General features: G+C 57.7%; 17 protein-coding genes. 2 read left to right on the top strand and 15 right to left on the bottom strand.

All coding sequences use genetic code 11. The features are described 5' to 3' along the window. Positions 1–33: 33 nt before the first annotated feature. A complete protein-coding gene (gene ppk1 / locus NAT21_RS02245; protein WP_250937953.1) occupies positions 34–2,205 on the top strand; it encodes a polyphosphate kinase 1 in 2,172 nt (723 codons plus the stop codon). Here the strand turns inward: ppk1 and NAT21_RS02240 are convergent. The 7 genes from NAT21_RS02240 to trxA all read right to left on the bottom strand — a co-directional run bounded on the left by NAT21_RS02240 (position 2,176) and on the right by trxA (position 8,927). Next, positions 2,176–3,258, bottom strand: a complete 1,083-nt coding sequence (locus NAT21_RS02240; RefSeq protein ID WP_250935342.1) for a 3-deoxy-7-phosphoheptulonate synthase — start codon at positions 3,256–3,258, stop codon at positions 2,176–2,178. The genes ppk1 and NAT21_RS02240 overlap by 30 nt on opposite strands. A 502-nt stretch (positions 3,259–3,760) precedes the next feature. Next, entirely contained in the window at positions 3,761–3,889 is a 129-nt protein-coding gene (locus NAT21_RS15470) for a hypothetical protein (protein ID WP_265896203.1), read from the bottom strand. A 66-nt stretch (positions 3,890–3,955) separates the two neighbouring features. Next, a complete protein-coding gene (locus NAT21_RS02235) occupies positions 3,956–4,660 on the bottom strand; it encodes an SDR family NAD(P)-dependent oxidoreductase (RefSeq protein WP_250935341.1) in 705 nt (234 codons plus the stop codon). Beyond that, complete coding sequence (locus tag NAT21_RS02230; RefSeq protein WP_250935340.1) at positions 4,657–5,391, bottom strand: ferredoxin reductase domain-containing protein; 735 nt, start codon at positions 5,389–5,391, stop codon at positions 4,657–4,659. The genes NAT21_RS02235 and NAT21_RS02230 overlap by 4 nt, the downstream gene beginning before the upstream one ends. A gap of 9 nt (positions 5,392–5,400) precedes the next feature. Beyond that, complete coding sequence (ubiD, locus tag NAT21_RS02225; RefSeq protein WP_250935339.1) at positions 5,401–6,891, bottom strand: 4-hydroxy-3-polyprenylbenzoate decarboxylase; 1,491 nt, start codon at positions 6,889–6,891, stop codon at positions 5,401–5,403. A gap of 84 nt (positions 6,892–6,975) precedes the next feature. Beyond that, positions 6,976–8,235 (bottom strand): transcription termination factor Rho, encoded by a 1,260-nt coding sequence (gene rho, locus NAT21_RS02220; RefSeq protein WP_250935338.1) that lies wholly within the window; start codon positions 8,233–8,235, stop codon positions 6,976–6,978. Between the two features lie 362 nt (positions 8,236–8,597). Then, positions 8,598–8,927, bottom strand: coding sequence for a thioredoxin (gene trxA / locus NAT21_RS02215; protein ID WP_250935337.1), 330 nt, complete (start codon positions 8,925–8,927; stop codon positions 8,598–8,600). 161 nt (positions 8,928–9,088) lie between these two features. Between trxA and ppx the strand changes: the two genes are divergently transcribed. Further along, positions 9,089–10,609, top strand: coding sequence for an exopolyphosphatase (gene ppx / locus NAT21_RS02210; protein WP_250935336.1), 1,521 nt, complete (start codon positions 9,089–9,091; stop codon positions 10,607–10,609). Here ppx and tilS read toward each other — a convergent pair. The 8 genes from tilS to lpxD form a co-directional block, all read right to left on the bottom strand. Next, positions 10,566–11,891 carry a tRNA lysidine(34) synthetase TilS gene (gene tilS, locus NAT21_RS02205; protein ID WP_250935335.1) on the bottom strand — a complete coding sequence of 442 codons (1,326 nt, stop codon included), beginning with the start codon at positions 11,889–11,891 and terminating at the stop codon, positions 10,566–10,568. The two genes, ppx and tilS, sit on opposite strands and share 44 nt — an antisense overlap. An 80-nt stretch (positions 11,892–11,971) precedes the next feature. Continuing rightward, positions 11,972–12,925 carry an acetyl-CoA carboxylase carboxyl transferase subunit alpha gene (accA, locus tag NAT21_RS02200; protein ID WP_250935334.1) on the bottom strand — a complete coding sequence of 318 codons (954 nt, stop codon included), beginning with the start codon at positions 12,923–12,925 and terminating at the stop codon, positions 11,972–11,974. Between the two features lie 160 nt (positions 12,926–13,085). Continuing rightward, entirely contained in the window at positions 13,086–16,583 is a 3,498-nt protein-coding gene (gene dnaE / locus NAT21_RS02195) for a DNA polymerase III subunit alpha (protein WP_250935333.1), read from the bottom strand. A 60-nt stretch (positions 16,584–16,643) separates the two neighbouring features. Then, complete coding sequence (gene rnhB, locus NAT21_RS02190; RefSeq protein ID WP_250935332.1) at positions 16,644–17,258, bottom strand: ribonuclease HII; 615 nt, start codon at positions 17,256–17,258, stop codon at positions 16,644–16,646. Next, entirely contained in the window at positions 17,251–18,384 is a 1,134-nt protein-coding gene (lpxB, locus tag NAT21_RS02185; protein WP_250935330.1) for a lipid-A-disaccharide synthase, read from the bottom strand. Before lpxB ends, rnhB begins: the two co-directional genes overlap by 8 nt. Next, positions 18,384–19,157: an acyl-ACP--UDP-N-acetylglucosamine O-acyltransferase gene (gene lpxA, locus NAT21_RS02180; protein WP_250935328.1), complete on the bottom strand. Its 774-nt coding sequence runs from the start codon at positions 19,155–19,157 to the stop codon at positions 18,384–18,386. The genes lpxB and lpxA overlap by 1 nt, the downstream gene beginning before the upstream one ends. Further along, positions 19,154–19,597 carry a 3-hydroxyacyl-ACP dehydratase FabZ gene (gene fabZ / locus NAT21_RS02175; protein ID WP_250937951.1) on the bottom strand — a complete coding sequence of 148 codons (444 nt, stop codon included), beginning with the start codon at positions 19,595–19,597 and terminating at the stop codon, positions 19,154–19,156. The genes lpxA and fabZ overlap by 4 nt, the downstream gene beginning before the upstream one ends. 129 nt (positions 19,598–19,726) lie before the next feature. Further along, positions 19,727–20,764, bottom strand: a complete 1,038-nt coding sequence (gene lpxD / locus NAT21_RS02170; protein WP_250935326.1) for a UDP-3-O-(3-hydroxymyristoyl)glucosamine N-acyltransferase — start codon at positions 20,762–20,764, stop codon at positions 19,727–19,729. Positions 20,765–20,769 lie beyond the last annotated feature (5 nt).

Here is a 20,769-nt window from a genome sequence, read left to right as displayed (position 1 = left end):
ATGAAACAGGCAGCCATACCAGAGGCGCAGCAGATGGACGCGCCGGATGCCCTCCCGATCGATCCCGCCGCCTCATTGCGACTGAACCGCACACGCACCGGCATTCGCACCCGCCCGGCCCCTGAGCGTAATACGGAACTGACGCATCCGCAGCTTTATTTCAATCGTGAAATCTCTACTCTGCAGTTTCATATTCGTGTATTGGAACAGGCGCTCGATGAGGCCCATCCGCTGCTGAACCGATTGATGTTTTTGCTGATCTTCTCATCCAACATGGATGAGTTCTTTGAAATACGGGTGGCCGGGCTGAAGCAGGCCATTGGCATCGATGAAAGCGCCAAGAGCCGCGATGGCCAGACCTATCAGCAAACGCTGGCCGATATTTCGCAGATAACCCATGAGCACGTCGCTCGGCAGTACATGATCCTGAACAAGGTACTGATTCCGTCATTGGAACAGGAAGGCATCCGCTTTTTACGACGCGCCAACTGGACGAAAGCCCAGCAGCACTGGATAGCATCCTACTTCGAAAATGAAATTCAGCCGGTCGTGAGTCCGATCGGGCTGGACCCGTCCCACCCCTTTCCGCGTCTGGTCAATAAAAGTCTCAATTTCATTGTTGAGCTGGATGGACAGGATGCCTTTGGCCGCACGGGCGGGCTCGCCATCATCCCTGCGCCACGCTCGCTCCCACGACTTATTCAGTTGCCTGCTGAAGTCAGCTCTGGTGAAGGCACTGATTATGTTTTTCTGTCGTCGATGATTCACGCCCATGCCAACGAGTTGTTTCCCGGCATGATTATCAAGGGATGTTACCAGTTCAGACTGACACGCAACGCAGACCTCGCGGTTAACCCCGAGGATGTCTCTGACCTGGCCTCTGCACTGAAAGGCGAGCTGCTGGCAAGGCGTTATGGCAGTGGCGTACGACTCGAAATCGCCAATAACTGCCCGGCGCATCTGACAACCTTCCTACTGCAGCGCTTCGAACTCAGCGAGCAGGATCTCTACCTGGTGGATGGCCCGGTCAACCTGGGCCGGCTGATGGCAGTGATCGAAGGCGCCGGCCGCCCTGATCTGCTGTACCCTCCTTTCACACCTGGATTGCCTCGCGCCCTGAGACGCCAGACCGGCAGTTATTTCGATACCGTCGCCGAGGCCGACATCCTGCTGCATCACCCTTATCAATCCTTTGCACCGGTTGAGCAATGGCTCAAGGAAGCCGCCGTAGACCCCGACGTGCTGGCGATCAAGCAAACCCTGTACCGTACCGGCCCTGGTTCACGCATCGTTACAGCGCTGACCGAAGCGGCCCGCAATGGCAAGGAAGTGACAGTGGTCATCGAACTGCGAGCCCGTTTCGATGAAGCTGACAATATCGAGCTGGCATCGAGGCTGCAGGAATCCGGTGCCAATGTGATTTACGGGCTCATGGATTACAAGATCCATGCCAAGCTCATGCATATGGTACGACGGGAAAATGGTCGCCTGCGCCACTACGCCCACCTGGGAACCGGTAATTATCATGCCACCACCGCCAGGCTTTATACCGATTACAGCCTGATGACGGCACACCCGGAAATCTGTCAGGACGTACATCTCATATTTCAGCAGATTGCCGGCATGGGCCAGCCACGTACCACCCGGCATGTCCTGTATGCACCGTTCACCCTCAACAGTACCCTGATCGACATGATCGACCGTGAAGCTGCGCATGCCCGGCGCGGCTGCAAGGGGTATTTGATGATCAAGTGCAATGCCCTGACCGAGCCTGGCCTGATACAGGCTCTGTATCGGGCTTCACAGGCCGGAGTGAAGTGCGATCTGATTATTCGAAGTACCTGCTGCCTACGCCCCGGGATTGAAGGCGTGTCATGCAATATCCATGTCCGCTCGATCGTCGGGCGTTTTCTGGAGCATACCCGCGTCTTCTACTTTCGCAACGCCAACAAGCCGGAACTGTGGTGCGGCAGCGCCGATGCCATGGAGCGCAACATGTTCCACCGGGTCGAAACCTGCTTCCCGGTGCTGGATAAAAAACTGGCGCGCCAGATCAAAAAGGACATGGATACGTATCTTTTGGACAACTGTCAAAGCTGGCAGCTGGAAGCTGATGGCCATTATGTCGCCACGCCACTGCCCGACCAGCAAGAGGCCATCAGCGCTCAGGAAACCCTACTCTACGCTTACGCTCTGAAGCGATGAGCAGCTCATCGGGGCTCGCAGTGCCTGTGCTGCACGCAAAAGCTCCTGTTCGGTGCGCTCCCAGCTCAGGCACCCATCGGTAACGGACTGCCCATAGATCAGCTCCGTTCCGGTGAACGCCTGACGCCCTGCAGCAATGAAGCTCTCAAGCATGACACCACGCAGCGCCTCGGCTCCGCCACGGCGCTGGGCAATGACACTCGACAGCACCTCGGGCTGACGTTCGGGGTTCTTGAAGCTGTTGGCATGAGAGCAGTCCACCATGATGGCTGGGGCTACACCCGCAGCGGCCAGCAGTGTTGATGCACTGGCGACACTTTCAGGACTGAAGTTGGGACCGGACGCCCCACCACGCAAGACAAGATGTGTATCCCGATTGCCGGGGGTCACGCATGCCGCCGGCTGGCCGGAATCATCGACGCTGAAGCAGTAATGCCCGTGAGCAGCGCTGTTGATAGCATCCACCGCGACCTGAATCCCGCCATGTGTATCATTTTTGAACCCTACCGGCAGCGATAGCCCACTGACCATTTCACGATGCAGCTGAGACTCCGTGGTTCGTGCACCAATCGCCCCCCAGGCCAGCAAATCATCCACATACCGTGCCACGACCGGGTTAAGAAGCTCGGTGGCGACCGGCAATCCCATGGACACGATGTCACGCATGACCTCGCGAGACTGTCTGAGCCCTTCTGCCATGTCATGACTACCATCAAGCTGGGGATCATAAGCCAGCCCTTTCCAGCCGGTTATCGTACGCGGCTTCTCGATATAGACCCGCATGACCAGAAGCAATTGATCAGAGACTGCCTCGCTGAGCTGCAACAGGCGCTGCGCATAATCCAGCGCCGCTACCGGGTCATGAATGGAGCACGGGCCGGTAACGACCAGCAGCCGTGAATCCTCTCCGGACAGCACGCGGCAAATATCGCGGCGTTGCATTTTGATACGCTCATCAAGGTCAGGATGAGAGGGAATTGCCTGGCGCAGCATGGCCGGAGAAGGCAGCGACTGGTGGCAGGCGGGGGAAGATGTGCAGGTCTCAACGTTCATGAAAGCTCCAGGCCGAGCGCGCTCGGTTCAACAGTGTAATGGTTCAGGTCTTGAATGCGGGGTATGACGGGTCATCCCCTGAGAAGTCAACGACACGTAATACCAGGCACCGATTTCAAAATAAAAATATGTCATGGCTCGTTCCTCACAGTGGTCTTCACAGTTGTGTATCTATTATTACAGCCATAAAAAAACCCCGGTCGGGGGGCCGACCGGGGTGCTGTGCTGGATGGTCGGCCGGTATATCGGGCGACCTGACAAAAATCAGGCGTGCCCGCTACTAAACCAGTACCAATAACCAAAACCTGCACACGACACGATGCACGCCTGGCCGGCGGCATCGAAACGACATGCAGATGTGGTTGAAGGTACTGTGTTCATGACGGCTACTGATCCATTCCTGGTGTTACAGCGGTTTATCATGGCCGGCACCTTCAAGGTGCATGGCCGATTCATCTTTGTTCAGGAATCTTCCCAAGCTTAAGGAGCCTTCCTGCATCTTTCAAGAAAACAGCTTAAGCCAAAGAAGCACCGTAGGTACTGCAGTAAGAATACCCAGCACTGCCACACCGGTAATCAATCCAACCAGTGCCACATGCTCACTGCGTGTACGTGACTTTACTGCTGCCATGCCCGACACCTCCTGGCACGTTATTGTTGATGACATACAGGGCCTATCAGTTCAGCACCTGTATATTTACGCCACGTGATGGCTGCCGTCAACCGGCAGGGTTATACCTGTAACGAAAGGCGTATCCAGCAAATAACGAAGACCTTCCCAGATCACAAGAGGGCCAGGCGGTACCGGGCCCGAGACGGCGCGCTGTGAAACAGGCGCCTGCTCGAAATCTGATTCACGTTGCATCACCAGCCCGGGCGCAATGGCGTTGACCTGAATATGCGGGGAAAAACGTTTGGCGAAGGAGCGCGTCAGGTTGTCAAGGCCAGCCTTGGCCGCTGCATATTCCGGCCTGTGCGCACAGCCCGAAGTCGTTCTGGCATCGGTAAGGTGGATAATATCGCGCTGCGGCTCGCCACTGGCCATCAGCAGGTCGTATGCCGCAAGATTGACCAGATACGGTGCCATCATGTTGGTATGGAACTGTCGATCAAACTGTTCGGCGCCCCCCTCGCACTCCTCGACCGCCGCCCCGGCATTATGAATGACTGCACGCAGTGACGGCGCCTGAAGGATCAGAGCTTCGATAAACGCCTCGATGCCTTCTCGCGTACTGAAATCCGCATGCATGGTCCTGGCACCAAGGCGCTCCAGCGCATCAACCGCGGAGCCCCGCGTACGCCATGTAATGATGACCGGATGACCATCTTCCATCAGACGCTCGGCACAGTAGCGACCAAGGCGACGAGTGCCTCCGGTAATCAGTACCGGTGAAACACTCATGACGGGGATGACGCCGAGGGCCTGGGCGCGTAGCTGAATACGTCGGAGAAGACCCGCTCGGTCAGCGGCTCGATCGCCTCCAGAGTATCGACCACGGCATACACCATACCCGGGGACCCGGAAATGAAAATGCTGGCCTCGCGGGTACTGGTGACGCATTCATGAAGCGCCCGATCGATGCGCGCCACCACACCGTCAAAGTCATGCTCATCCGGCGCCTCTATCACAGGCGTGAAACTGACATTCCGGTGATCGGATACCCACTGTCTCGCAAGTGATTCAAGATAAAGGTCAGCACGTGTCTTGCCAGCCCACCACAGGTGAATAACACGGTCGGGATGATGCGCCAGCGCGGCCTCGACAATGGCCTTCATCTGGGCAAAGCCGGTACCTGCGGCGATCAGCATCAATGGACGGTCATCATCGACATCCAGCACACTTTCACCACTGGGCAAGCGTACCGTCAGCTCGCCATGTGCCACCAGCCGATCAAACAGCGCCAGGGAGCGGCTGCTTTCAGGCGCCTGTTGAACATGGAGCTCAAGCTCACCGCTCCCCTGATGGAAATTGGCAATCGAAAACGGCAGCCACTGGCCGTCAATATCGATCTCGAGATACTGCCCCGGGGCATGAGCAATGATGGCAGCATCCCCCTTTAAAAATACGCGATATACCGATTCGCTCAGGGTCTCGATCGCTTCAATCCGGCAGGATACAACCGTCGGACTCATGAAAATACCTCAATGTGTTTCATCGGCAGGTGGTTTGACTATAGCGAATTCATCCCAGCGCGCCGTGACGCGCGCCTTGATTTCTTCATTCATGACAATGGGCTGGCCCCATTCCCGGTTTGTCTCACCGGGCAGCTTATCGGTTGCATCCATGCCCATCTTGGATCCCAGGCCACTGACCGGCGAGGCGAAATCCAGATAATCGATCGGCGTGTTTTCAACCAGTACCGTATCACGGGCCGGGTCCATTCGTGTCGTAATGGCCCAGATGACATCCTTCCAGTCCCTCACATTGATATCATCATCCACCACGATCACGAACTTGGTATACATGAATTGCCGCAGGAAGCTCCAGACACCCATCATCACGCGCTTGGCATGCCCCGGATACTGCTTTTTCATCGACACTACCGCCATGCGGTACGAGCACCCTTCCGGCGGCAGGTAGAAATCAACGATTTCGGCAAACTGACGCTTGAGAATCGGCACAAATACCTCATTCAGTGCAACACCGAGCACGGCTGGCTCATCCGGTGGACGGCCGGTATAGGTTGAATGATAAATCGGCTCAAGACGGTGTGTAATACGCTCCACGGTAAAGACAGGGAATGTATCTACCTCATTGTAGTAACCCGTATGGTCACCGAACGGACCTTCCTCGGCCATGTCATCCGGATAGATAAACCCTTCCAGCACAATCTCGCTCGACGCAGGCACATCCAGATCCGCATGGCCGCACTTGACCAGCTCCGTCCGTGATCCACGCAGCAATCCAGCGAACGCGTACTCAGACAATGAATCCGGTACCGGAGTCACTGCGCCCAGAATGGTCGCAGGATCCGCGCCCAGCGCGACCGCAACAGGAAAGGGTTCGCCGGGATGCGTCTGCTGCCATTCCTTGAAATCCAACGCCCCGCCGCGATGCGATAACCAGCGCATGATCAGACGGTTTCTGCCGATTTTCTGTTGCCGGTAGATGCCAAGGTTCTGACGCGTCTTGTGAGGCCCCCTGGTCACTACCAGAGGCCAGGTCACCAGCGGCGCGGCGTCACCGGGCCAGCAGTGCTGAATGGGAATCACGTCAAGGTCTACCGCATCGCCTTCCAGTACGACTTCCTGACAGGGTGCCTTGCGAACCCGCTTCGGCCCCATGCTCATGACCTGCTTGAAAATCGGCAGCTTGTCCCAGGCATCCCGAAAGCCCCTGGGTGGCTCGGGCTCCTTCAAAAAGGCCAGTAATTCACCCACTTCACGTAGAGCTTCGACGCTGTCCTGCCCCATACCCAGCGCAACCCGTTTTGGCGTTCCGAACAGATTGGCCAGAATCGGCATACGGCTTCCCCGGACATTTTCAAACAGCAGCGCCGGTCCGCCGCCCCGCAGCACGCGATCACAAATCTCGGTCACCTCAAGGTGAGGATCAACTTCAGCCTGAACGCGAACCAGCTCACCTCGCGCCTCAAGGCCTTCGATAAATTCCCGTAAATCCCGGTACTGCATAGGGCTACCGTGCTCCGTGCCGTTTTTTGCCTGTCATAAAAAAGGGCAGGAATAACCCTGCCCTTTTTACATCCTGTCTGCCGATCAACGACGCTTCATGGCTTCGAAGAATTCCAGGTTGGTCTTGGTATCCTTCAAGCGGTCGATCATGAACTCGGTCGCTGCAACATCTTCCATGGGATTAAGCAGCTTGCGCAGAATCCACATACGCTGCATCTCTTCTTCGCTGCACAGCAGATCCTCGCGGCGCGTACCGGAGCGGCGAATATTGATGGCCGGGAAAACGCGCTTTTCCGCCAGCTTGCGGTCCAGGTGCGCTTCCATGTTGCCGGTACCCTTGAACTCCTCGAAGATTACCTCATCCATCTTGGAGCCGGTGTCGACCAGTGCGGTTGCCAGAATGGTCAGGCTGCCGCCTTCCTCGATATTACGAGCGGCCCCGAAAAACCGTTTGGGTTTTTCCAGAGCATGTGCGTCGACACCACCGGTCAGCACCTTGCCGGACGACGGCACTACCGTATTGTAAGCCCGCGCCAGACGAGTGATGGAATCGAGCAGGATAACCACATCCTTTTTATGCTCCACCAGCCGCTTGGCCTTCTCGATCACCATTTCAGCCACCTGAACGTGACGCGCCGGCGGCTCGTCAAAGGTGGAGGCCACAACCTCGCCCCGCACGGTGCGTGACATTTCGGTCACTTCCTCGGGACGCTCATCGATCAGCAGCACAATCATGTGACATTCAGGATTGTTGCGGGTGATGGAGTTGGCAATATTCTGCAGCATCAGTGTCTTGCCGGCCTTGGGCGGCGACACGATCAGGCCACGCTGGCCCTTGCCGATCGGAGCGGCGAGATCAATGATGCGGGAAGTCAGATCCTCGGTAGACCCGTTACCGATTTCCATCGGCAAACGTGACTGAGGGAACAACGGCGTGAGGTTTTCAAACAGGATCTTGTGCTTGGCGTTCTCAGGCTTGTCGAAGTTGATCATGCTGACCTTCAACAGCGCAAAATAGCGCTCGCCTTCCTTCGGCGGCCGAATCTTTCCGGCAATCGAGTCGCCCTTGCGCAGGTTGAAGCGGCGGATCTGGGAGGGCGAGACATAAATATCGTCAGGACCTGCCAGATACGAGCTGTCGGCGCTGCGCAAAAAGCCGAAACCATCCTGAAGTATTTCCAGCACGCCATCTCCGAAGATGTCTTCGCCACTCTTGGCGTGCTTTTTCAAAATGGCAAAGATGATGTCCTGCTTCCGCGAACGCGCCAGGTTGTCGATGCCCATCTGACGGGCAAGTTCAAGGAGTTCGGGAACGGATTGTTGCTTGAGTTCGGTAAGATTCATCGGTTTATTCGAAAATCGCTCGTGTCAGCATGGCAATGGAGGTGCGATGTGATGCAGGACAGGAGGCGGTCAAAACAGAGTCAAAGCCGCCCGGTGCGTTCAGAAGCCTCTCGGGTGTCATTTTGTGTCCCGACAGCGCGGCATAGCGCGGCGACACTTCTGGTCGAGACATGCAGGAAATGATCGATAACAACGTTCGCCTGTAGCTTGAAACACGTGCCGCAATACTGGCATTGAACCGTGCTCAAGAAAACCGGCGATCTGGGAAAACCGCAAATGGTGCGGCCGGAAAGCATTCAAAACAGGTGAACGGCTCGATGGTAGTCAACCTGGGGAAGCAACGCAAGCCTTCCATGAAAATCCTATTTAAGCTCTTCCTCCACAAATGCAACAATCTGGTCTCGTGGCAGGGCACCAACTCGAGTAGCCTCGACATTCCCGTCAACGAACAGGATAAGCGTGGGAATACCGCGCACGCCAAACCGGGCAGCAAGTTCCGGGTGCTGATCCACATCCACCTTGCCGATCCGGACCCGGCCATCGTAGTGCACGGCCATTTCCTCAAGCACGGGCGCAAGCTGCTTGCATGGCCCGCACCATGGCGCCCAGAAATCCACCAGTACAGGGCCAGAGTGCGCCGATACTTCACGATCAAAGGAAACGTCATCAAACAACGCGACGCTATCGCTCATGGTCAAGCCTTTTAAATAAAACCAGGTTAATGTGGCCGATAAAGCCACGCAGAAACTGCGTTATGCTGAATCAGCATGCTTACCAACTATAAAGCGGGGCAGCGAACTTGTCACAGGCAAGTGACGACGACTCGTGATTGTGCATATACCAGGATACCCCTATGACCCAGGCCCGTGACGGCAGTGCGCCACGTCAACTGGCAGCCATCGATCTTGGCTCCAACAGTTTTCACCTGCTCATCGTCGAGTACAGCGAAGGCTATTTCAAGACGCTTGAAAAGCGTGGTGAAAAGGTGCAACTGGCCGATGGCATGGACCACCACGGACAGCTGAGCGAAGAAGCCATGGAACGCGCCATGGCCTGCCTGGCCATGTTTGCACGTTTCATCGATGGCATTGCACCGGAAGATATTCGCATTGTAGGCACCAATGCGCTCCGTATTGCATCGAACAGCGGCGAATTCCTGTCTCGCGCCCAGCAATTTCTGCAACATGACATCGAGATCATTTCAGGCCGCGAGGAGGCTCGACTGATTTATCTGGGAGCTGCCCATGCCCTGGCGGATGTCCATGGACGACGACTGGTCGCCGACATCGGCGGCGGGTCCACCGAGATGATCATTGGCGAACGTTTTACCCCCCTGGCGCTTGAAAGCCTCGAGATGGGATGCGTGGTATATACCGATCGATTTTTTGCCGACGGCCGAGTGACCGAGAAGAATTTCCGTCAGGCTGAGCGAGAAGCGCGCTCCGAGCTTGCCAGTATCGCAAGAAACTACCGTCGCCTTGGCTGGCAGGATCCGATCGGCACCTCCGGTACCATCCGGGCCACGGCAGAAATACTGGAAGCCCACCAGCAGTGCAGTGAAGGCATAATTACACGCAAGGGACTTGAATGGCTGAAAAAACGCCTGATCAAGTCAGGTCAGCTGGAAGGATTGGCTCTGGACGGGCTTAAACCGACACGAGCACGGGTCTACCCCGCTGGACTGGCTATTCTGCGCGCCATATTTGACCTTCTTGAGCTGGAAAGCATGCGCTATGCCGGGGGCGCTCTGCGTGAAGGCGTCATGTATGACCTGATCGGCAGGAATACCCCGGAAGACCCTCGCCACGAAAGCGTCAAGGCGCTGGTCAAGCGCTTTGATATTGATGAGCGCCAGCAACTCAACGTCTGTCAGACAGCAGACATTCTGTTTTCATCCGCTCGCAGCGAATGGGGGCTCACCGAACTGCACCGCTGCTACCTGCAGTGGGCGGCATCGCTTCATGAGATGGGCCTGAGCATTTCACACGCACGCTTTCATCGTCACGGCAGCTACATTCTCGAAAATGCAGATTTATCCGGATTCTCTCGCCCGGAACAGGGACTGCTGGCATTTCTTGTACGCGCGCACCGACGCCGCTACCCGACCAGAGAAGCCAGGCAACTGCCGGAACGCCAGGCACTGCATTTTCAACGCATTGCCGTGCTGCTGCGTTTGGCCGTCATGCTCAACCACTCCCGCGATGACGAACCCTTTCAGGACCTTTCGCTGACCGTCAAGGGTGAAACCCTCATCCTGACACTGCCCGAGCAGGATACGCTGCGGCTGAATGATGCCGAGCGTGAAGCACATTACCTGCAGGAAGCCGGTATCACGCTTGAGGTGGCAATCCGTCAGACCAACCCGCCTGCATAAGCTGCCAGTGATCAGCGACCAAGGGTGCTCGATCACTGTGGGGCGGAAAGATCAGGGCAACAGGGCGGGATGCAACGCTTAGCACCACACATTGTGTTCGCTGCCATGGCGGCACCCCGGCCTCCTGAAGCAGGGTCTTGAGACGACGGTGATGGCCACGAAGGTACAGCTGCTCGCCCCCCCGGCGAGCAGAGGCCTGGCCCTGAGGCACCGGCCCGGCCAGCAACGGCAGCAACTCGCCATGCCACCGGCCCAGCGGCGTATCAAGCGCCACACCGCTGGTCCACTCGACACACCAGTCCGGTGGCAGCGAGGTGGCGGGCGCTTCAAGATACAACCGCCCCCGCCAGCACCGCGCCTCGGCTCCCGGCCAGACCACACAAGGCAAGGCATTACCAGTCGCCTCCAGCTGTTCAAGAAGGCTTTCCAGACGCGCCCGTGGCGGCATGGGCAGCTTCACTCGAGCCAGCGCGCTACGAATCAGCACGCGACGGGCGGCAGGCTCCTGCGCCTTCAGACCGGCTATATCCAATACCCCGGGCACTGGCATGATGGTCTCAAGAAACGTTCCACTCCAGTCAGCCATCAGCGCAGATGCCTCGCGGGCCTGATGCGCCGATGAAGCCATGGCACCGGCAGCCTGCGGCCAGCGCGCCATAAGCAGCGGCATCACCTGATGGCGCAGATAGTTGCGATCAAGCGACATATCCTCATTGGTGGGATCATCATGAAAATGAAGCCGATGATGACAGGCATACGCTTCAAGCTGCGTGCGGGATACCGACAGTAATGGTCGCTCGACCCGAAAGCCTCCGGCGGCGTCGCGCTTCTCGGCCATTGCTCCCAACCCGTCTACACCACTGCCTCGCAATAACCGAAGCAATACGGTTTCCGCCTGATCGTCCAGGTGGTGGGCCAACCACAGAACATCACCGGCACCCATTACCTCATTGAAGGCTTGATAGCGCGCCTCACGCGCGGCGGCTTCGATGCCTCGGCCGCTGCTGCGGTCAACCTCCACCGTCATAACGTCCAGCGGTACAGAAAGCGCATCACAAAGAATCTGACAGGCCTGCTGAAGGGTACCTGCGTCTTCATGGAGTTGATGATTGACATGCACAGCCCTGACAGTCATCTCAGGGGGACAGGACCGTGCAGCCAGATGCAGGAGGCAGGCACTATCGAGCCCGCCAGACACGCCAACAAACACCTGGCGAGATGCCAGGGCCTTCAGTGCCTGACGAATCATGCCCTGAAGCTCAGGGTATGCATACCCACTCATTACCGCCTCCTGTCATTGCCGCCTTTCGCAGAACCAAAAAAAGGCGTGCCAATGCACGCCTTTCATGGATCACCGCAGGATTATTGCGGTGCCCCGTAGCTCATCAGACGAGAGTAACGCCGCTCGAGCAGCGCCTCGGTGTCCATGGCTGTCAGCCGGTCAAGCGAGTCATTAAGGGCCGTGCGAATACGCTGAGCCGTCGCCTCACGCTGGCGGTGCGCACCGCCGAGCGGCTCTTCGATCAATGTATCGACAAACCCGAGCTCCTTCAGGCGAACCGCCGTAATCCCCATGGCCTGGGCGGCATCAGATGCCTTGTCTGCGCTCTTCCACAGGATCGAAGCGCACCCTTCCGGAGAAATGACCGAATAGGTGGAATACTGCAGCATCTGGAGCTCATCACACACGCCAATGGCCAGTGCACCACCGGAGCCACCTTCGCCAATCACCGTCGAGATGATGGGTGTCTTGAGTCTGGACATCACCGCCAGGTTACGCGCAATCGCCTCACTCTGGCCACGCTCCTCGGCATCAATGCCCGGGTAGGCACCAGGGGTATCGATGAATGTCAGGATCGGCATCCTGAAGCGCTCGGCCATTTCCATCAGCCGCTGCGCCTTGCGATAGCCTTCCGGCCGGGGCATACCGAAATTGCGCCGCACCTTGTCCTTCACGGTACGTCCCTTTTGATGGCCGATGACCATGACAGGACGCTCATCAAGTCGGGCTACGCCGCCCACCAGAGCTGCATCATCGGCAAAAAGACGATCACCGTGCAGCTCTTCGAAATCAGTGAAGATCTCTTCAAGATAATCCAGCGTATACGGGCGCTGCGGATGACGCGACAGCTGCGTCACCTGCCAGGGCGTCAGGTCCCGGAAGATCTGCTCGGTCAGCTTTCGGCTTTTTTCCTCAAGCTTGCCCACTTCGTCGCTGATATTGATCTTGGAGTCATTGCCCACCAGACGCAGCTCTTCAATCTTGGCCTGCATCTCGGCAATAGGCTGTTCAAAGTCCAGATAGTTCGGATTCATAGGGGCTTTATCACACTCTCGGGCAGCTCGTCATACAGGAAACCGGTACGGAACTGTCGGGTTTGCTCGCCGCTACTGTCATGCTGCCGACGAGCGTAAATGGCGTATTATCCCATGGTGCTGCGTGACTGCAAGCACCGGGGCCGTTGCCGTGAATGCATCAGCGATACCTGAGGCTGACGCGCTCCTGGCCTTCTACCTCATTCAGGGCGATGAACAGCTCATCGCTGGGGGTCACCCGCCAGGCCTCGCCCAGCTCTACCTGGCCCTGTGCTACCGCGTTGCGGTAGGTCAACCGGACGGGAAGTCCCTCAGCCGCCTTATAGGGCGTGAGCTGTGCCTGCAGCGTTCGGATCAGCCCGCCGTTGGCGCGCGCACCATCGATATGCAGCTCCACCGCCTCACCGAAGCGTGTCCGCGCCGAAACTATCGGCGTAATTTCCTTGCCACGCAGCCGCAAGCCGCCGGAATAATCGTCCTGGCTGACCTCGCCTTCGATAATAAGCACCTGATCTTCCGCCAGCTGGCCACGCACCTGATCATAAAGCTCTCCGAACAGGGACGCCTCGATACGCCCGGTGCGATCATCCAGAGTAGCAAAGGCCAGCGTATCGCCGCGTTTTGACTTCATGGTGCGCATCGCCACTACCAGCCCGGCTACCCGCTGTGACTCACGGGAAGGCTTGAGATCAACGATACGGGTGCTGACAAAGCGCTTCAGTTCGCGCTCATATTCATCGATCGGATGGCCGGTCAAATAAAGGCCGAGGGTATCCTTCTCCCCCGCCAGCCGCTCACGATCCGTCCAGTCACGGACACGGCGATACTCGAGGTAGACATCTTCATCAGCGGTACTGTCACCGAAGGCCTCACCAAACATGTCCATCATGCCGATGCTGGCATTGGTATGGCTCTGGGACGCCGCCTTGATGGCATCATCAAGCCCGGCGGCCATGACAGCACGCGATGGCCCGACCGAGTCAAGGGCACCGGAGCGGATCAGCGCCTCCAGCGTACGCTTGTTCATGCGCTTACCGTCGATACGCCGGCAGAAATCGAAGATGTCCGAGAAATCTCCCCCTTCGGCACGCGCTTCTACGATGGCCTCGATCGGCCCCTCACCAACGCCACGAATGGCGCCGAGCCCGTAAACCACTTCATTTTGTTCATTGACGGTGAACTTGTAGCCGCCCACATTCACGTCCGGTGGCGTCACGGTCAGCCCCATCCGTCTGCATTCCTCGATCAGCGGCACCACCTTGTCAATGTTGTGCATCTCGGTGGAAATGACAGCGGCCATGAACGGTGCCGGATAATGTGCCTTGAGCCAGGCCGTCTGATAGGACACCAGACCGTAGGCCGCCGAGTGCGACTTGTTGAACCCGTACCCGGCAAACTTTTCCACCAGGTCAAAAATGTTGCCGGCCAGGCTTTTTTCAACCCCATTGGCAGCGCACCCTTCCATGAAGCCAACACGCTGCTTGGCCATTTCCTCGGGCTTTTTCTTACCCATGGCACGACGCAGCAGATCCGCCTGCCCCAGACTGTAGCCGGCCAGCACCTGTGCAATCTGCATGACCTGCTCCTGGTACAGGATGATCCCGTAGGTCGGCTCCAGTACCGGCTTCAACGATTCATGCTGATAATCCGGATGAGGGTAGGACACCTCGGCCCGGCCATGCTTTCGGTTGATGAAGTCATCCACCATGCCTGACTGAAGGGGGCCGGGACGAAACAGGGCCACCAGGGCGATCATGTCTTCCAGCGAATCCGGCTGAAGCCGTTTGATCAGCTCTTTCATGCCACGGGACTCAAGCTGAAATACCGCGGTGGTCTCGGCCTTCTTGAGCATGTCAAAGGTAGGCGCGTCGTCCAGCGGGATCGTAGCGATATCCAGCGGTTCCTGTCCTTCGCGTGCACGCACCGCGTCGACCATCTCAAGTGCCCAGTCGATGATCGTAAGCGTCCGGAGCCCCAGAAAGTCAAACTTGACCAGACCGGCTTCCTCGACATCGTTCTTGTCGAACTGAACGACCAGTCCGGAACCGTCCTCGTCACACAGCAGCGGCGAGAAGTCGGTCAGTTTGGTGGGTGCAATCACGACCCCACCGGCGTGCTTGCCGGTACCGCGCGTAATGCCCTCGAGCTTCTGCGCCATTTCCCATATTTCATGGGCTTCTTCGTCATTGTTGACGTAATCCCGCAGCCCCTCCTCCTGATCCCAGGCCTTGCCCAGGGTCATTCCGACTTCAAACGGAATCAACTTCGACAGCTTGTCGCCCAGCGAATATGGCTTGCCCTGGGCACGCGCCACATCCCTGACCACCGCCTTGGCGGCCATGGTGCCGAAGGTCACGATCTGGGATACGGCCTCACGCCCATACCGATCCGCCACATAGTCGATAACCCGGTCCCGCTTCTCCATGCAGAAGTCGACGTCAAAGTCGGGCATCGAGACACGCTCGGGATTCAGGAACCGCTCGAACAGCAGATCGTATTCCAGTGGATCCAGATCAGTGATCTCAAGCGCATAGGCCACCAGCGAGCCGGCACCGGAGCCTCGCCCGGGCCCGACCGGTACGTCGTTCTGCTTGGCCCAGCGAATGAAGTCCATCACGATCAGGAAGTAACCGGGGAACCCCATCTGGTTAATGACGTTCAACTCGAAATCCAGTCGTTCACGATAAGCCGGCTCACAGGCAGCGCGATCACGATCACGATAGATGGCATGGTCGGCATCGAACAGCTTGTGCAGACGCTGGGTCAGACCGTCATGGGACAACTTGCAGAAGAACTCTTCCATTGTCATGCCATCAGGCACGGGGTACTCGGGCAGAAAGTATTCTCCCAGCCGAACATCCACGTTGCATCGCGCGGCAATCATGACCGTATTATCGATGGCTTCGGGCAGGTCAGAGAAAAGCTCGGCCATCTCGTCGGCCGACTTGAAGTATTGCTCTTCGCTATAGCGCGTTTCACGACGTGGATCATCCAGCGCGCGACCTTCACCTACAGAGACGCGGGTTTCGTGCGCCCAGTAATCCTCACGGTGCATGAAGCGGACATCATTGGTGGCTACCACCGGCGTGCCGGTCTCGAGGGCCAGCTCGACACTCAGGTTCACACAGGCTTCCTCGTACTGGCGCTTCGTGCGCTGCAGCTCAAGGTAGAATCTGTCAGGGAAAAACCGCTGCCATTCGGTCAGCAGGTCACGGGCAGTCTGATAGTGTTCGGACAGCAGAAAACGGCCGATTTCACCCTCTCGCCCACCGGACAGAACAATCAGCCCGTCACTCTGCTCGAAGATCCATTCCTTCTTGAGCTGTGCACGGCCCTGACGCTGGCCATGCTGCCAGCTACGAGCAATCAGCTCAGTCAGGTTGCGATAGCCCTGATTATTCATTGCAATCAGGGTCAGCCGGTAGGGATGATCCTCATCGAACGGGTTATCCATCCAGACATCCGCACCGATGATCGGTTTGATACCTGCCGCTTGACTGGCCTTGTAGAACTTGACCAGCCCGAACAGATTGGAGTCATCGGTCAATGCCAGCGCAGGCAATCCCTGCTCCCCTGCCTGCTTGACCAACGGCTTGAGCCGAATCAGACCGTCAACCAGCGAATACTCACTATGAACGCGGAGATGAACGAAGGACATCGCTGAAACCACTCATTGCTGTCTGTCGAAAGAGGGCATGGGTGCTGAAGGCACACCCACTCAAAAAAGATTGTGCTGGTGCTTGAGCGGCGCAAAGGACCGGCGATGCTCCGGCAAGGGCCCCAGTCGCTTCAGCGCGTCCAGGTGCTCCCGTGTCGGGTACCCCTTGTGCCGGGCAAAACCATACGCCGGGTGCGCTGCGTCAAGTGCAACCATCTGCCGGTCACGGGTGACCTTGGCGATGATCGATGCTGCGGCAATGGCGTCATGTCGGGCATCGCCCTTGACCACGGCCTGGCCGGGAAGAACATGGCCCGGCAGCTTGTTGCCATCCACCAGCAGATATTCTGCCGCCGGCGTGAGCGCGTCAATGGCACGACGCATGGCCAGGTGGGTGGCATGATGGATATTGAGCGTATCAATCTCATCCGGGGTGGCGTGGGCGATGGCAAAGCAGAGCGCCTGCTCGCGGATCAACTGATCCAGTGCCTCTCGCCGCTTGCTGCTGAGCTTCTTGGAATCCGCCAGCCCGGTAATCGGTCGCGCCGGATCAAGTATCACCGCTGCGGCGACCACATCACCTATCAGCGGCCCGCGTCCTACCTCATCCACACCCGCCAGGCGCTCGCCCTGATAATCAATCACCAGCGGTGGCCACTGCATTGCCTCAGCCATGCTCAACCACCTCCAGCACTGCTCTGGCGGCTCGCTCGCTGGCACCACACTGCAACTGCCTGTGCAGGGCTCTGAAACGTTCGCCTATCTGCTGCCGCTCGGCCTGATGCTCAAGCATGGGCCACAGGGTCTCGGCCAGCGCCTCGGGTGTCGCTGCATCCTGAATCAGCTCCGGCACGATTTCTTCCTGCGCAATGAGATTGGGCAGTGAAATCCAGGGAGTCTTGACCAGCCGCTGCGCCATCCAGTGCGTTACCTGGCCATGACGATAGGCCACGACCATCGGCCGATGGCAAAGCATGGCTTCAAGCGCGGCAGTGCCGGACGTCAACAGGACGGCATCTGCAGCAGTCATGGCCATCCAGGCCAGACCATCAAGTACCGTGAAGCCACCGGCCTGATCCATGCCCAGTGCTGCCAGCTCATCCCGTCGCTGGGTATTGGCCGCCGGAATCACGACCTGCAACTCTGGATCACGCTGTCTCAGCAGCGCGACTGCATCACGAAACGTCGGGGCATTGAACGCAATTTCCTGACGTCGGGAACCGGGCAGAACGGCAAGCACTCGAACTGTTTCAGACAGACCCAGCTTGTCCCGGGCGGCCTCCCGATCATCTTCCAGTGGCAGTTCTTCTGCCAGCGGATGACCGACAAAGGTAACCGGTACCTGATGGGCACGATAGAAGGAGGCTTCAAAGGGCAAAAACGTCAACATTCGATCAACGGATGCTCGAATACCCTTGACCCGCCCCTGACGCCAGGCCCAGACCGACGGACTGACGTAATGAACGGTTTTCATGCCGGTAGCGCGCAACTGACGAGCCAGCCGTAGATTGAAATCAGGGTAATCAATACCGACCATGATATCGGCCTGCCAGGCCAGTGCATCTTCACGCAGCCGGGCACGAAACCCGAACAGAGCAGGCAGGTGGCGAACCACTTCCACCAGCCCCATGATAGCCAGCCGCTCGAGCGGAATCTGACTATCCAGCCCTTCGGCCTGCATGCGTGGCCCGCCGACACCTCGAAAGGCAATATCGGGGTGCAGCGCCTTCAGCGCCCGCATCAATCCGGAACCAAGAAGGTCCCCGGACAACTCACCCGCCACCAGGTAGACCCTGATCATCAGCGAGTAATGCCACGCTCGGAGGCCTTGAGCGACGCGATAAAGACGTCTATTTCAGGTCCTGTCAACGCATCATCCTGCTCAATGCTGTCGATGGCCTGCTCAAGGGTCAGCCCCTGCCGCCATGTTCGCTTGTAGGCTGTCTGCAGGGACAAAAGAGCCTGGCGGGAGAACCCACGACGTTTTAGCCCTACCAGATTAAGCCCGTGCACATGCGCCGGGTGACCGTTGGCCATGGTGTACGCCGGAACGTCCTTGGTCACGATCGATCCACCACCACACATGGCATGATCCCCGATATGGCAGAACTGATGCACTGCCGAAAGACCGCCCAGAATAACGTGATCGCCAATATGCACATGGCCGCCCAGTGTTGCCTGGTTGGCCATGATGACGTGGTCACCAATGTCACAGTCATGGGCAACATGTGCGTACGCCATGAACAGACCATGGCTGCCAATCCGAGTCAGCTCCTTGTCCTGGGTAGTTCCCCGGTGCACCGTCACACCTTCCCGGAAGGTATTGTAATCTCCGATTTCAAGACGCGTCGGTTCACCGGCATACTTCTTGTCCTGGCACTCTTCGCCGATCGACGTGAACTGAAAGATGCGGTTATTGATGCCGATGCGCGTCGGCCCACTGATGACACTGTGAGGACCGATAACGCAGCCGGAGCCTATTTCGACATCAGCCCCCACGACACAGAACGGCCCGATGTCAACGTCATCGGCAATCACAGCCGATGGATCGATGATAGCGGTTGAATGAATCAAGCGACCTTCCTCTCGGCACAAATGATATCAGCTTCGCACACCAGTTCGTCGTCCACGTGCGCACGGCAGGCAAACTTCCAGATACCCCGACGGGCCTTGATCATCCTTGCCTCGAGGCGCAACCGATCCCCCGGCAGCACGGGGCGCTTGAAGCGAACATTGTCGCTTCCGACGAGGTAGTAGATATACCCGTCTCGTGGCAATTTGTTAACGGTCTTGAAGCCAAGAATACCTGCTGCCTGCGCCAGCGCTTCAATGATAAGTACGCCCGGCATGATGGGATGCTCGGGGAAGTGGCCATTGAAGAAAGGCTCATTGATGCTGACGTTCTTGAAGCCGACGATGGATTCACCGGTGGTGAGTTCCGTCACCCGATCAATCAAAAGAAACGGATAGCGATGGGGGAGATACTCACGAATCTCGTTGATGTCCATTACCATTGGCATGCAACCTCTAGAATAACGAAATGCCTGCCATTACTGGCAGGCATGTAGCGGGGCAATATCCCCGATGACTGGTCGGCCATTATACGCGACCTGAAGGTGACCACCAGTCACGGTCGGAGAGTATCAGTTTTGACTGCGCTCCAGCGCCCTGACGCGTCGGGACAGCTCATCAAGCTGCTTGAACCGAACGGCATTGCGGCGCCACTGGGCATTGGGCATGGAGCCGGTACCGGAAGAATATACCCCGGCGTCCGTAATCGAATTGGTCACCAGGCTCATGCCGGTCACCTGTACCCTGTCGGCAATGTCGATGTGACCGGCAAGACCTACCCCACCGCCCAGCAGACAGTGCTGCCCAACACGGGTAGAACCTGCCACCCCGACACATCCTGCCAGGGCACTGTGATCACCGATGTGCACGTTGTGCGCAATCTGTACCTGACTATCGATCTTGACGTCATGGCCAATGACCGTATCACCCAGCGCACCACGATCAATACTGGTGCAGCTGCCGACTTCCACGTCATTGCCCAGCACCACACCACCAAGCTGTGCGATCTTGTGCCAGCCCTGGCCGTCATGAGCAAATCCGAAACCATCCCCGCCGATTACGGCACCACTATGCAGGATGGCACGCTCGCCGATCACGACACCGTGGTAAATCACCACACCGGCGTGCAGGTAACTTTTATCACCAAGCGCACTGTCAGCACCGACAAAGCAGTTTGCCCCGATATGCACGCCGTTACCCAGCTGCACGCCGGCCTCGATAACCGCGTGAGGGCCAATGAAAACACACTCACCAAGCACCGCTGACTCATGCACCACGGCACTCGCATGAATCATCGTTACAGCGTCATCACGGCGCAATGGATCAAAGCAGTGGGATAGACGGGCATAGCCGAGATAAGGATTATCCAGCACCAGAGCCGATACCGGACACTCATCGACGTAATCAGGGTGCAGCAATACAGCCGCCGCCTGTGTGGTTGCCAAATATTTGGCATAGGCCTTGTTGGCCAGAAAGGCAATGTCGTTCGGACCGGCCTCGGTCAGCGTGGACAGGCCGGACACACGACACTCGCCGTCACCGGCAAGCGTCGCATTGAGCAGGCTGGCCAGTTCGGCCAGCGAGTATGAGGAAGATGCTTTTTTGGTCATCGTTT

This window comes from Larsenimonas rhizosphaerae, from assembly GCF_023700005.1.
GTDB classification, from domain to species: Bacteria; Pseudomonadota; Gammaproteobacteria; order Pseudomonadales; family Halomonadaceae; genus Larsenimonas; species Larsenimonas rhizosphaerae.
Note: the sequence above shows the minus strand (reverse complement) of the source record. Positions and strands in the feature narration are given on the sequence as shown.